This window comes from Halosubterraneus shenae (assembly GCF_050510935.1).
Classification (GTDB): domain Archaea; phylum Halobacteriota; class Halobacteria; order Halobacteriales; family Haloferacaceae; genus JBDGPU01.
Map to the genome: position 1 here is coordinate 596,873 of NZ_JBNLVO010000002.1, position 13,556 is coordinate 610,428.

At 69.0% G+C, this 13,556-nt stretch carries 11 protein-coding genes and 1 tRNA gene; 2 read left to right on the plus strand and 10 right to left on the minus strand.

Annotated features, from left to right (window positions below; translation table 11 throughout):
• Positions 1 to 130: 130 nt before the first annotated feature.
• A complete protein-coding gene (glnA2, locus tag ACQE3M_RS06145; protein ID WP_430504587.1) occupies positions 131 to 1,471 on the plus strand; it encodes a gamma-glutamylputrescine synthetase in 1,341 nt (446 codons plus the stop codon).
• Between the two features lie 3 nt (positions 1,472 to 1,474).
• Entirely contained in the window at positions 1,475 to 2,161 is a 687-nt protein-coding gene (locus tag ACQE3M_RS06150; protein WP_430504588.1) for an RraA family protein, read from the plus strand.
• Here ACQE3M_RS06150 and ACQE3M_RS06155 read toward each other — a convergent pair.
• From ACQE3M_RS06155 to ACQE3M_RS06200, 10 genes are all read right to left on the minus strand, one after another.
• Positions 2,152 to 3,474 carry an MFS transporter gene (locus ACQE3M_RS06155; RefSeq protein ID WP_430504589.1) on the minus strand — a complete coding sequence of 441 codons (1,323 nt, stop codon included), beginning with the start codon at positions 3,472 to 3,474 and terminating at the stop codon, positions 2,152 to 2,154. The two genes, ACQE3M_RS06150 and ACQE3M_RS06155, sit on opposite strands and share 10 nt — an antisense overlap.
• A 3-nt stretch (positions 3,475 to 3,477) precedes the next feature.
• Positions 3,478 to 5,304: an IucA/IucC family protein gene (locus ACQE3M_RS06160; protein ID WP_430504590.1), complete on the minus strand. Its 1,827-nt coding sequence runs from the start codon at positions 5,302 to 5,304 to the stop codon at positions 3,478 to 3,480.
• Complete coding sequence (locus ACQE3M_RS06165) at positions 5,301 to 6,704, minus strand: lysine N(6)-hydroxylase/L-ornithine N(5)-oxygenase family protein (protein WP_430504591.1); 1,404 nt, start codon at positions 6,702 to 6,704, stop codon at positions 5,301 to 5,303. Before ACQE3M_RS06165 ends, ACQE3M_RS06160 begins: the two co-directional genes overlap by 4 nt.
• Positions 6,697 to 7,335: a GNAT family N-acetyltransferase gene (locus tag ACQE3M_RS06170; RefSeq protein WP_430504592.1), complete on the minus strand. Its 639-nt coding sequence runs from the start codon at positions 7,333 to 7,335 to the stop codon at positions 6,697 to 6,699. The genes ACQE3M_RS06165 and ACQE3M_RS06170 overlap by 8 nt, the downstream gene beginning before the upstream one ends.
• Positions 7,332 to 9,194: an IucA/IucC family protein gene (locus ACQE3M_RS06175; RefSeq protein WP_430504593.1), complete on the minus strand. Its 1,863-nt coding sequence runs from the start codon at positions 9,192 to 9,194 to the stop codon at positions 7,332 to 7,334. The genes ACQE3M_RS06170 and ACQE3M_RS06175 overlap by 4 nt, the downstream gene beginning before the upstream one ends.
• Positions 9,191 to 10,678, minus strand: coding sequence for a pyridoxal phosphate-dependent decarboxylase family protein (locus tag ACQE3M_RS06180; RefSeq protein ID WP_430504594.1), 1,488 nt, complete (start codon positions 10,676 to 10,678; stop codon positions 9,191 to 9,193). Before ACQE3M_RS06180 ends, ACQE3M_RS06175 begins: the two co-directional genes overlap by 4 nt.
• Entirely contained in the window at positions 10,675 to 12,057 is a 1,383-nt protein-coding gene (locus tag ACQE3M_RS06185; RefSeq protein WP_430504595.1) for a diaminobutyrate--2-oxoglutarate transaminase, read from the minus strand. Before ACQE3M_RS06185 ends, ACQE3M_RS06180 begins: the two co-directional genes overlap by 4 nt.
• Before the next feature lie 385 nt (positions 12,058 to 12,442).
• Positions 12,443 to 12,545, minus strand: a tRNA-Gln gene (locus ACQE3M_RS06190).
• Complete coding sequence (locus tag ACQE3M_RS06195; protein WP_430504596.1) at positions 12,544 to 12,948, minus strand: group I intron-associated PD-(D/E)XK endonuclease; 405 nt, start codon at positions 12,946 to 12,948, stop codon at positions 12,544 to 12,546. The genes ACQE3M_RS06190 and ACQE3M_RS06195 overlap by 2 nt, the downstream gene beginning before the upstream one ends.
• A 127-nt stretch (positions 12,949 to 13,075) precedes the next feature.
• Positions 13,076 to 13,507, minus strand: coding sequence for a metal-dependent transcriptional regulator (locus ACQE3M_RS06200; RefSeq protein ID WP_430504597.1), 432 nt, complete (start codon positions 13,505 to 13,507; stop codon positions 13,076 to 13,078).
• Positions 13,508 to 13,556 lie beyond the last annotated feature (49 nt).

A 13,556-nucleotide genomic window follows, 5' to 3' on the forward strand; every position in this document is an offset into this window, starting at 1 on the left:
AGGCATCGATCGCCCGGGTTGCCTCTCGGCGAATTGGGTGTCTGCGACTCGATGTGATAATGTCGTCGAGGGAACTCTAATTTTAGGCTAACCTAAAATTCATAGGCCCCCGCACACATCGTGGGAATAGATGCAATCAGCTACTGACTCTGCCGACCGATCCGCCGGGCTGGAGGACGCCGAGGTCGACCTCGTTCGTCTCCTCTACGTCGGGAACGACGGGGTCGTTCGTGGGCACACGGTCGACGCTGCCGACGTCGAGAACGCCGTGTCGGACGGTGCGACGCTCCCACAGTCCGTGCAGTCGCTCACCGCCTTCGACCAGCGCATCCTCGACGGCCGCTTCGACGCGGTCGGCGAGGTCCGCCTCATGCCCGACCCCGACACGTTCCGCGAGCAGCCGCACACCGACAATTGCGGAGCGATGCTCTGTGACATCCACGACCTCGACGGCGGCCCCTGGGCCGCGGACCCCCGTTCGTCGCTCACGGGCTTCCTTGACGGGATGGACGCCGACGTCCGCACGGCCTTCGAGAGCGAGTACCACCTCTGCCGCGAGACCGATGACGGCCTCGCGCCGCTGGACCAGCGCGGCGTCTACTCCACCGAGAGCATGCGGGCGGCCCACCCCGTCACGACGGACGTCGTCGACGCCCTGAAAGCACAGGACATCGGCTTCGAGAAATACTATCCCGAACACGCTCCCGGCAAGCACGAGATAGTTATCGCGCCCGCGTCGGGCGTCACGGCGGCCGACGAACACGTCTTCCTGAAGGAGACGGTGAAGGGCGTCGCCGCGACCCACGACCTCCAGGCGACGTTCCTCCCGCGACCCTTCCCGGACAGCACGAACGGCTGTCACATCCACCTCTCGCTGTGGGACGGCGACGACAACGAGTTCTACGACGGGAGCGACGCCGACGGGCTCAGCGAGCGCGCGCGCCACTTCATCGGCGGCGTCCTCGCGCACGCCGACGCCCTCGTCGCGCTCACCGCCCCGACGGTCAACTCCTACGCGCGACTGCGCCCGCAGACCGAGGCGTCGGCCTTCGCCTGCTGGGGGCTCGACAACCGTGAAGCGGCCGTCCGCATCCCCTCGCCGAAGGGCGACGCGGAGAAGACGACGCGGCTCGAGTTCCGCCCGGCGGACAACGCCGCGAACCCCTACCTCGCGCTGCTGGGCCTCCTCGCGGCGGGCATGGACGGCGTCGACCGCGAGCTCGACCCGGGCGAACCGGTCGCGTACGACCCGGGCAACCTCCCGCCGGCGGAGCGCGAGGAGCGGGACGTCCGCCGGCTCCCCGAGACGCTGGGCGAGGCCGTTCGGGCCCTCGAGGGCGACGACGTGCTCGCGGACGCGCTCGGCGGCGACCTCCACGAGTCGTACGTCGAGGTGAAGCGGACGCAGTGGCGCTCGTTCACCGAGAGCGCCGACGAGTGGCAGCTCGACCGGTTCCGGGAGGTGTTCTGACCCGTGTCGGAGATCGTCACCGACGTCCCCCGCCCGGACGCCGATCTGCTGGATCGGCTGGCGGACCACTCCCCGAGCGACCTCGGCCATCGCCGCCACTTCGGTTTCCCCGACCCCGCGGTGCGCTACCAGGAAACGGGCGGCCGCACGACGGTCGTCGGCAGCGCCCTGACGGTCCGGATCCCGCCGGAGGACTCGACGATGGTCCACAAGGCGACCGAGCTCGTCGACCCCGGCGACGTCGTGGTCGTCGACGTGCAGGGACACACCGGGCACGCGCCGTGGGGCGAGATGACGACGCGTGCCGCCAAGCGGAACGGCGCCGTTGCCGCCGTCGTCGACGGGAGCGTCACCGACACGCGGGAGATGCGAGACCAGGACTTCCCCGTCTATGCCCGCGAGACGGCCGTTCGCACGACCCGGCTCCACGGCCGTGGCGGGGACGTCAACGTCCCCGTGCAGGTCGGCGGGGCGACGGTCGAGCCCGGCGACGTCGTCTTCGGCAACGAGGATGGGCTGGTGTTCGTCCCGCGCGAGGAGCTGGAGACGGCGGTCGACCAGCTCGAAGCGGAGGTCGACGCGGAGGCGAGTGAGCTGGAGCGGTTCCAGGACGGCGCGTCGCTCGCCGACGTCACCGACGCGAACGCGCTGGTCGAGGACCTCGGGCCGACAGTGCGCCGTCACGACTGATTCGACCGGTCGACGGTCGTCCGGACGACGCTGTCTTCGCTTGCAGCTTTCCTTTTGGGCTCCTCGACGGCCCAGTAGACCCCGATGCCCCCACAGACGAGGGCGACGCCGCCGACGACGAACGGGAGCGCGAAGCCGAACGGCGCGAGCGCACCCGCCACGATCGGCCCGATCGCGTAGCCGCCGCTGAACGCCGTCGTGACGATGCCGAGTTGCGCGCCGGCGTCGCCGTCGTCGACCACGTCCGCCGCGAGGGCGTAGGTCGGGGCGACGACGCCGGCGAGGGCGACGCCGAGTCCCGACCGCAGCAGGAGGAACTCCACGAGCGAGTGAGCGACGCCCATCAGCGCGACCAGCGGGGCGGCACAGAGCAACCCGCCGACGACGAATGCCCGCCGTCCGTACCGGTCGGTCGCGGTGCTGACCGGATACTGGGCGACGAGCCGCGTCAGCGTCGTACTGGAGAACACGAGGCCGAATCCCGCGGTCGTCCCCTGCATCCGGTCGAGCATCGCCGCTTCGAGCGGGATCATCGCCGTGACGCCGACCATCAGGGCGACGACGCCGGCCGCGAGGCCGCCGAGCGTGACGCCCTGCCGCCGGCTGGAGAAGAGTCGCCAGCGGGACTCCGCGACGCCGGCCGTCTCTTCCTCCGGCGAATCGGCACGCTCCGCCTCGGCGTCGTCCGTCCCGCCGGTTCCGGTCTCGGGGACGCCGACGTGCACGAGCAGCGTCGCGCCACAGAGCAGGACGGCGCCGCCCGCGAGGGCGGCGTCGACGCCGAACGCGGTGTCGAGGACGCCGCCGACGATGGGGCCGAGCCCGAGCCCGAGCGTCCGGATCGTCGAGAAGATGCCGACGCTCCCGCCGCGGGACTCCCGGTCGGTGATCCCGCCGAGCGATGCCATCACTGCTGGGGTCGAGCAAGCGAGCGCGACCCCCTGGAGCGCCCGGGCCGCGAGTAGCCCCGGGACGGTCCCGACGACGGCGTGGGCGGAAAGCGCCGCGGCGCTGACGAGCAACCCGCCCACCATGAACGGTTTCCGCCTGCCGAGCCGGTCGGAGAGGCGCCCGAACGGGATCTGCAGGACCGTGCGGACGACCCCGAGGACGGCAAAGAGGATGCCGACGCCGAGCGTCGTCGTGAACGTCCCCGTGCTGCCGGCAGCGCGGAGGAGGGGCGCGAGCACCGGGAGCGCGACGCTGGCGCCGAGGGCGGCGATCCCCTGCGCGAGGGTGAGCGCGAGGAGTTCGGGGGTCAGATCCCCTCTCGGCAGTCGGAGGGCGGCGCGAACGCGGCCGAGCGCCGCCATGCGTCAGCGACCACCCACGGCGTCGAGCGGGTTCCGGACGGTTCCGTGTGCGGCGATGTCCGGCCGCTCGCCGTCGTCGGCGTAGCCGTAGGCGAACAGGCGGTTCCGGTTCAGACACAGCTTCGGGAACTCGCCGGCGAGGAGGTCGAACCGGTCGAAGCGCTCCGCGAGCTCCGGGAACTGGTCCTGGTAGCCCTCGATAGCCGTCCGTGCCTGCGCCCAGAACTGCTCCTCGGGGTAATCCCGGTGCGTCGCGAGCACGTCCGCGAGGTACCGGAGCACGCAGACGACGAGGCTGGCGAAGATGACCTGCGCGAGCCCCGCGTCGTCCTTCGTGTCCATCGCCTCGTGGACGTCGGCGTCGATCACGTCCGCGAGTTCCGGCACGCGCTCCTCGCTCAGGTTCACGTCGATGAGATCCTTGAGGGCGAGCCGCGTCGGCACGCCGTCCTCGACCAGCAGGATGACGTCCTGCCCGTGCGGGGAGAAGGCCGCCCCGTACTGGTAGAGGAAGTGGAGGATCGGTGGCCAGAGCGTGTCGAAGAACGCCCGGACCCACGCGTCGTCGTCCAGGCCGGACTCCTCGATGAGCCGGGAGACGAACGGGACGCCCTCGCCGTCGACGTGGAGCAACGCTGCGAGCGTCACGGGGCGCTCGTCGCCCGTCGTCTCGTCGTAGACGCTCTCGCGCCAGACGCTGCCGAAGAGCTCCCGGTACTGGTAGGGAGCCCCCTCGATGGCGTCGAAGTCCCGGTGGGGATAGTGGAGCCCGGCGACCTCGCCGAGTAGCGTGACGTCGCACTCGTCGGCGAGGAACGGGTCGCCGTCGCGGACGGCCCGGAGCGCCTCCGTGATCCGGGGCGTGCGCTTGATCTTCTTGCCCGGCAGCCCGCGATAGACGAGCGTGTTGAGGACGTGCAGCGGCACCTTCACGTGGTGCTTCGCGGGGTCGTCGGCGTTCGTCAGCGTCCGGATGGACTGCTGTGGCCGGTAGTCGTCGGGGCCGGTGCCGAGCGGGACGACGTCGTTTTCGGCGATGTCCCGCGGGAACAGCTGCACGATGCTGTCCGTCCACTGCCACTCGTGGACGGGCGCGAGGTAGTACTCGTCCGGGTCGAGTCCGCGGTCCCGCAGCTCGTCGCGGAAGCGACCGTAATACTCGCCGAGCTCCTCGCGCAACAGCGACTCGTGGTCGAGTCCGTCGACGGTCGCGAACGTCGCCCGTTCGCGCGAGACGGCGGCCCAGCGCAGCGAGACCGACTCCTGGCTCTCGGGCGCGTACTGCCGGTAGTCGTCGTAGTCGAACCCGACGCGCCCCTTGTTGTACGCGATCCAGGGGTGCCCCTCCATCTCGCCCTCGAGGCGGGTGTAGTCCGCGTCGGCGGGGAGCCCCTCGGCTCGCTGTCGCTTGCGGGCTTCGATGTGAGCGTCCGCGAGCAGCGTGTTGTCGAGTTCCTCGACGAGGTGGCCCGTGGTTACCCCGTCCATCTCCGTGCCCGCGTGGAGGTCCCGGAGGAACCGTATCGCGTCCGTCGCGGGCGCCCAGCCGTCGTCGCTTCGGTGTTCGAGGGTGTCCGCGTCGACGTGGTAGCTCTCCATCATGCGGGGGATCGCCTCGAACCGGTAGGCCGAGTCGCCGACCTCGACGCGGAACGTCCCGCGGTCGCCGCGGTCCGGGGCGCCGTCGACCGGGTCCGGGTCGACGATCTCCTCGTAGGCGAACTCCGCGAGCATCTTCGCGAGCAGTCGCCGGTTGACCGCGGTCCAGACGTCCGGATCGAGGGCGTCCGCGAGGCCGACGTCGACGTCCGAGGGGGGTTCCAGCGTCACGACCGGTCCTCCGGGGGCGTGCTGGCGTGCGTTCCGTGCCGAGCGTCCGGTTCCTGCCGATCCGTCGTCTCACGGTCGGTGCCGGGAGTGCGCTCGACGAACTCCTCGACGGCGAAGTCCTGGAAGACGGTGTCCGTGTCTTCGGGGTAGACCTCGCGGCCGACGAGCTGGTTCACGATGCAGGCGTTCCGGTAACAGCCCATCCCCAGGTCCGGCGCGCCCACGCCGTGGGTGTGGAGGTCGGCGTTCTGGACGAACAGCCGCCCGGGCAGGTCGGTCTCGAGCCGGTAGTCCGCCGTGACGCGGAAGCGGCTCTGGTCGTCGAACGCGATGCGGTCGCCGAGCGGCGAGAGGAACGACGGTATCGGGCGGTGATAGCCGGTGCCGAGAACGACCACCTCGGAGTCGTGGACGAACGCCTCGTCGGTCTGCCACTGTCGACAGTCGAGGCGGTACGCCCCGTCGCGGGCCTCGATGTCCTCGACCTCGCTCATCGCGAACAGCCCGACGTCGGGGTCCCGGTCGCCGATCGACCGCCGGTAGAGCGTGTCGTAGATGTTCGCGCTCGTGTCCGGGTCGATCCCCTTATAAAGGAGGTCCTGCCCCTCGCGGACCTCGTCCTTCCGCTCCTGTGGGAGGTCGTAGAAGTACTGGGTGTACTCCGGCGTGAAGTGCTGGAGGCCCAGCTTCGAGTACTCCATCGGGAAGAACCCCTCCGAGCGCGTGAGCCAGTCGAGGCGGTAGTCGCCGTCCGGCTGGCGCTGCAGGAGGTCGAGGAACACCTCGGCGGCGCTCTGCCCGGAGCCGACGACGGTGATCGAGTCGGCGTCGAGGCAGCGCTCCCGCCGGTGGAGATACCGGGACGTGTGGAAGACGTCGCGGTCGGGATGACCCTGGAGGTGCTCCGGGACGTGCGGGCGACTCCCGACGCCCAGCGCAACGTCGTCCGCGAGACAGACGATCTCCTCGTCCGTCTCGGGATCTATCGCCTCGACCCGGAACGCGTCCTCCGTTGCGTCCCAGTGGACGTCGGTCACCCGGCGGCTGAACCGGGTCGAGTCGAGCCGCTCGGCCACCCACCGGAGGTAGTCGTTGTACTCCCGGCGGGGGATCTGGAACGTCTCGTAGAAGTAGAACTCGTAGATGCGGCCCGTCTCCCGCAGGTAGTTGAGGAAGCTATGGGGGTTGGTCGGGTCCGCGAGCGTGACGAGGTCGGCGAGGAAGGGGACCTCGAGGGACGTGCCCTCGATGAGCATCCCCTCGTGCCAGGACATCTCGGCGTCCTGTTCGAAGAAGCACGCGTCGACGTCCTCGCCGTCCAGCCCGTCGAGGAGGGCGGCCAGCCCGAGGTTGAAGGGACCGAGCCCGATGCCGACGACGTCGTACCGCGGCTCAGTCATCCGCGGTCACCCCCTGCGTCGGCGCCGCTGTCCGGTCAGCCAGCACGTCCGACTCGAACCGGTCGCGCTCGCAGACCAGCAGGGTCGCGTCCTTCTCGGCCTCCTCGAAGTGGAACTCCTTCCGTCGCTCGAACCCGCACTCCTCGAAGACGTGGATGACCCGCTCGTTGCGGGCGTCGGGCTCGGCGACGACCCGGTCGGTTTCGGGGTGCCGGAACTGCATGGCGACGACAGCCCGCAGCAGCGGGACCGCGTAGCCGTGGCCGAGGTACTCCTCCGGCCCGATGAGCAGGTGGACGCCCTGGTCGGCCGGGTCGGCGTCGTAGTGGTTCGCGAGGTCGTCCTCGGCCGCCCAGTAGCACTCCCAGTAGCTCATCGGGACGTGGTCGAGACAGCCGACGTACGGCGTGAGGTGGTCGTCCGCGAGCTTCTCCGCAAGCCGGTCGCGGAAGGCCGGGAGCGGCAGGTCGAGCTGCCAGTACGGTTTCACGTGTTCGTTCCCCAGCCACGCGTGGAGGCGACCGAGGTCGCGCTCCAGCGACGCCTGGCGGAACGAGACGGTTCGCTCGATGGTCCGGTCGTAGGTCTGGTAGTCGTAGTCGGCGGCGACGGTCGCGTCCGGGCCGGTCATTCCTCGACCTCCGTGACGATGGGGTTCTTCACGTCCGCGTAGACGGACTGGTTTTCGAGGTCGTTCTCCAGCTCGTCCAGCCCCCGGAAGCGCGTGAGCAGGTTCGCCTTGCAGGGGATGGTCGGCGACTCGAGCAGGGGGTCGAGGAACTCCGAGGAGGGCCGGTCGTAGCGCTCGCGGGCGCGTTCGAGCTCCTCCCGGAGCAGCCCCAGGAGCCGCCGCTCGCCGACGAGGTCGGCGCTTCCGAAGGCGTTGATCACGTCGAGCGCGTTGTTGAGGATCACGTAGTACCGGAGCCGCTCGTCGGCGATGGCGTCCGCACAGATCGTGTCCGCGCGCTCGCCGACGCCGGGGAGGTACGCCTCGACGTCCCCGTACACCGATTCGGGGAAGTAGAAGCCCTGGTTGTCGCGGTAGCGGAACTCGTCGGGGTAGCCCTCCGCGTCCAGCGTCAGCACGGAGTTCTGCTGGTGGGCCTCTAGGCCGACGCCCTGCACGAGGTAGAGCCAGAGCACGGGCCGCACCGAGATTTCGAGGTACTGGCGGAACCAGTCCGCGCTCACGGCCGCGGTCGACCGCCCCTCCCGCTCGGCGATCGACTCGACGATCCGGCCGAGCCGGGACTGGCCCGCGATGGCGTCCTGACAGAGCGCCACGAGCGGCGTCGCGCGCTCCGCGGCGTCGCCGCGGAACGGGTTAGCCCGCAGCACCGTCTCCAGCCCGGACTCGCGCTCCTCGCCGACGTCGAGCGCGAGGTAGGCGGGGTCGCGCACGACGTCGAAGTTCGGGAACTCCGCGGCGAGCTCGTCACCGAACTCGGTGTCGAGCAGCTCGGCGACGGCGACGCCGCGCTCGAGCTCCGGCCGCTTGTTCGTCCGGACCGAGTTGGTGATCTGGACGTTCAGCGACGACTTCACCATAAACGGGGCGTCCTCGCTGTAGAGCGTGCGGACCGAGGTCGTGGGGTAGAACTCGCGCCCGACGGCGCCGAGGTGTTCGAGCCCGTCGCCGAGGTGCCGCTGGACGTGGTCCTGGTCGAGGAGGTAGTCCGCCTGCCAGGGGTGGACCGGCAGGAGGACGTCGTCGCTCTCGACGTGCTCGGCGACGAACTCCGCTGAGACTGCGGGGTTGTCCCGCAGTTCCTCTTTCACCCACGTCGCGGCGTCCACGTCGAGTGCGGACTCGCTCGCGACGAGCTCAGGTGCCGCCCGGAAGTAGTGGAGCGGGAACGATCCCCGCAGCTCCGGCGCGTACGTGGACTGCTGGTGAGACGCGATCCCCTGCCGGCTCTTCGGCGTCGGGTGCCGATGGTGGCCGAAGACGAGCGCCTGCTCGGCGTCGCGGAAGGAGACGTCCTCGGCGTAGAGCTGTTCCGCGTCGCCGGTGCGGGCCTCGACGAACGACTCGACGTTCCGCTTGCTCCGGAGCACGCGCTCTAAGAGCGCGTCCGGGACGGCGTCGCCGTCGCTCGTGAGCGTCAGGTCCTTCACGACGAGCGAGGCGAGCGTAGCCGTGTCGGCCGGGTGTACCGCGTCGACCGGGTGTACCGCGTCGGCCGGGTGTGTGTCGCCGTCAGCGAGCCGGTAGTAGACGGGCGTCTCGAAGAGGTGGCGCTCCGTCGGCGACCGGTTCGCGAGCGGCGCCAGGAGCTCCACGTCCTGTGCGGGCAGCACCGCCCGCAGGAGGCCGTCGGGCCCCGGATCGACGCCGGCGACGGCGTCCTCGCGGACCTCGTAGTCGCCCGTCTCGCGCAGGTAGCAGTTGAGGAACGCGTGGACAGTGGCCTCGTCGGCCCGCGTTGCGGGGTCGACGCCGCGGTCCGTTGCCTCGGCCTCCTGCTGCTGTCCTTCGAGGCTCATGCGGCCACCTCCGGCTCGTCGGCGACAACGGTGCCGCACTCCCTGACCGCGTCGAGCATCGCGGCGACGTCGTCGAGGGTCGCCGTGGGGTTCAGGAGAGTGAACTTCAGGCTGGTGACGCCCTCGACCTCGGTCCGGGCGACGATCGCGCGCCCGTCCTGCAGGAGTTCGCGCCGGACCGCGGCGTTCAGTTTGTCGACGGCCGCGTCGGTCATGCCGGCGCGGGGTCGGTAGCGGAAGACGACGGCGTTCAGCGTCGGCTCGTGGAGCAGCTCGAAGTCGTCGGCGTCGGCAAGCAGCGCCGCCGCGTCGTCGGCCAGGTCGAGCGTCCGGTCGACGAGCGAGGCCATCCCTGTCCGGCCGAGCGTCCGGAAGGCCACGTACGGCTTCAGCGCGTCGAACCGGCGGGTCGTCTGGACGGACTTCGCGACGAGGTTCGGGACGCCGGCGTCGTCGTGGTCCTCGGGATTGAGATAGGCCGCGTTGCGGGCTATCCACTCGAAGTCGTCGCCGTCACGGAGCAGTAGCGTGCCGCAGCTGATCGGCTGGTAGAACAGCTTGTGGAAGTCGACGGCGACGGAGTCCGCCCGCTCGATCCCCTCGAGCAGGTGGCCGTGTCGCTCGCTCGTCGCGAGCGCGCCGCCGTAGGCCGCGTCGACGTGGAACCAGAGGTCGTGCTCGTTCGCGCGCTCGGCGAGGGCCGGGAGCGGGTCGACGCTCCCGAAGTCGGTCGTTCCGGCGGTGCCGACGAGCGCGAACGGGTGGGCGCCCTGCCGGTCCAGGTCGGCGAGGGTCGCGTCGAGTGCGTCGGGGTCCAGCCGCCGCTCGTCGTCGGTCGGGACGGTGACGACTGCTTCCTCCCCGAGTCCGAGGTAGTGGGCGGCCTGCTTCGCGGTGAAGTGCGCCGCCTCGGAACAGAGGATCCGCAGCGACTCGGCTTCCGCGGGGAGCCCCTCGGCCTGTACGTCCCGATCGAACCGGCGCGAGCAGTACCGGTCCCGCGCCAGTAGCAGGGCCTGGAAGTTCGACTGGGTGCCGCCGCTCGTGAAGACGCCGTCCGCGCCGTTCGGCAGATCGAAGAGGTCCCGAAGGGCGTCGACAACCCGCTCCTCCAGGACCGTCGCGGCCGGCGCCTGGTCGAAGGAATCGAGCGACTGGTTCGCCGCCGTGAGCAGCGTCTCGGCGACGAGGCCCGGAATCATCGGCGGACACTGGAGATGCGCCGCACAGCGCGGATTCGACGTGTGGACGGAGTGGTCGAGCACCCGAGAAGCGGCCTCGTCGACCGTCGCGTGGAGGCTCTGCCCGTGCTCGGGCACGACCGCGTCGTCGAACTCGGCAGCCAGCGCGTCCGGCGACGCCCCGGAGTAGGGCGACTCGCGGTCGGCGACGCTGCCGAGGACGGCGTCGACCGCGTGATTCATCGCCTCGCGATAGAGCTGGTTGCCCTGCTCGGAGCCTAAGAACAGCTCCTCGGCGCTCATGCGGTCACCTCCGTCGGCTGGCGCCGGTCGTCGACGACGGCTTCGACCGCCTCCTCGAAGATGGTCGCCACCTCGTCGACCTGCGACTTCGAGATGACGAGCGGCGGGAGGAACCGCGCGGTCGCGCTCTCCCGGCCGCCGAGCTCGATAATGAGCCCGCGGTCGAAGCACTCGGCCTGCACGGCCTCGGCGAGGTCGCCCGCCGGCGGATGCTGACCGGCCCCCGCCCATTCGGCATCGGGGTCGACGAACTCGGCGCCGAGCATCAGCCCGCGGCCGCGCACGTCGCCGACAGCGTCGAACCGCCCGGCGAGGGAGTCGAGTCGGTCGCGCAGGCGCGCGCCGACCTCTGCGGCGTGGTCGTCGAGGTCGTTCTCGAGCACGTAGTCGATGGTCGCCTCGCCGGCGGCCATCGCGAGCTGGTTCCCGCGGAAGGTGCCCGCGTGGGCGCCCGGCTCCCAGACGTCGAGCGACTCGTCGTAGACGACGACCGCGAGCGGGAGGCCGCCGCCGACGGCCTTCGAGAGGGTGACGACGTCCGGCGTGATGTCGGCGTGCTCGAAGGCGAAGAGCTCGCCCGTCCGCCCGAGCCCCGCCTGGATCTCGTCGAGGATCAGGGGAATGTCGCGCTCCGCGGTGATGCGCCGCATCTCCTGGAGCCACTGGTCGGGAGCCGGTACCGCGCCGGCCTCGCCCTGGACCGGTTCGAGGATCATCCCCGCGGGCTCGGTGATTCCGCTCTCCGGGTCCGCGAGGACGTTCTCGACGTAGTCGCTGGCGAGCTCGTGGCCATCGGTGCCCTCGCCGTCGTCGCCGCCGAACGGCGACCGGTAGCCGGCCGGGTACGGGAGGTGGTGGACGTCGTTCATCAGCCCGGGGATCGGCTCCTTGGCGTCGGTGTCCCCCATCAGCGAGAGCGCGCCGTTCGTCATCCCGTGGTAGGCGCCCTGGAACCCTAGCACGCTACGGTTGCCCGTCGCGGTTTTCACGAGCTTCAGGGCCGCCTCGACGGCGTCGGTCCCCGCGGGGCTACAGAACTGGACCTTCGCGGAGTCGGCGAAGGAGTCGGGGAGGCTCTCGAACAGCGAGTCGACGAAGCGCTCCTTGGCGGGGGTACTGATGTCGAGGGTGTGGATCGGCCGGTCCGCCGCCAGCGCGTCCTCCATCGCCTCGACGACGCGTGGGTGGTTGTGCCCGAGCGCGAGGGTGCCCGCCCCGGCCAGGCAGTCGTAGTACTCGTTCCCGTCCATGTCGGTGACGGTCACGCCCTGTGCTTCCCGGATCGCGAGCGGGAGATGCCGCGGGTACGTCCGCGCGTTCGACTCGCGCGCCGCCTGCTGGTCGAGGATCGCGTCGTTGCCCTGGTTCAGATAGCTCACCGGGCCTCACCTCCGGACTCCGCCAGTTCGCCCGTACGGCACCGATCGGATCGCGTCCAACTGGTGTGCATACAGGTTTTAGGCTGGCCTAAACCATTGTAAAGCCATCGGATTTTAGGGAGTCCTAAAACGGGTGGGGTTCTCTCGGTACTGACTGACCGAACTTAAGTTACGGGATTCGTCTATTGAAAATATCAGTGGAGTAACTCGACGATGGTCGGCATCGCCCATGGTCGGCTTTGACGATTGACCACGAGTCCGTCATTCGGATCCGTGGGGGAGAACTCGTCGCTAGCGAAGGTCGGCGGTCGCGGCGACGAGGCTGCCCGTATTCTATCGTAACGGAGGAGTGGGTAGTCGACCGAGTTTATGTGAGAAAGTTGAGTAGTCCCGGGCGGATTCGAACCGCCGTCATGGGCTGTCTTCCGCCCCTGTTGTACAGTAAGCGTCCAAAGGCCCATATGATTGGCCAGCTACACCACGGGACTACAGTTTGTTCGTAAGAATGTGGCTCTTGAGAGTATTTCGCTTTCGTCTCAACTCGGTCGACGGCGCTTCGTCGAACCAGAACCAATAGACGTCGTCGATAGCCGGATCATAAATGGCGAAGGCGTCAATGTCCTCTTTGCTGTATTTGACCGATTCGTACTCGGTTCCACCCTTGTGAATCGAGCCCATCAAATTAGCCCGTATTGTGTTCTCCCTGCTGTCGTCGAACCCCTTCTTGACTTGAACCCTCGTCAACTCGCCGTCGATATCAACGATCTGGTCGTAGTGACAGGGTATTTCGGGAACTGCGACGTTGTATCCCTGTCGAATAAGAGTTATCGAAACGATGTGTTCGGCGATTTGACCTGCTCTGTTCGCGGAAACCGTGTCCGGGGTGGTCATACTGCAATTGACGCCCAATCCGGTTTAATCTTCAGTCCGAACCCTCTGTCCGTCTCCGAGTAAGCGATACCCGAGGAGACGGAATAGCCTCAGAATCCGAAAGAAGAGCCAGTATATCCGGGTGCTCTCAGTCAGCGCCGTCGAAGGCGGCTTCCAGACACGAGCAGGCGTCCGTTTCTGGGTCGAAGCAGTCCGGACATTCCGCCTTGCGGTCGATGATCGTGTCGAGTCGGTCGGCGACCGTGTCGTCGATGACGGCCTCGAGGTCGCCGGCCTCTTCGCGGAAGTCCTCGACGCCGAGGACGTTGACGAGGAAGCGCTGGATGATACAGTAAGTGCTCAGTGCGTCGCGGGCGCGGATGATCCCGTCGTCGGTCAGCTCGACGCCCTTGTACTTCTCGTGTTCCGCGAGGTTGCGTTCCTCGAGCTTGCCGATCATCTCGTTCGCGCTCGCTGGGCTCACGTCCAGCGAGTCCGCGATGTCGCCGGTCGAGGCCGGGCCGTCCGCCTGCTCCTGAATGAGGTAGATCGCCTTGAGATACTGGTCTGCGGTGTTCACGAATGCCCTCCCTTGATATGCGCCGTGGTCGGTCGAACCGTTCGCCGCA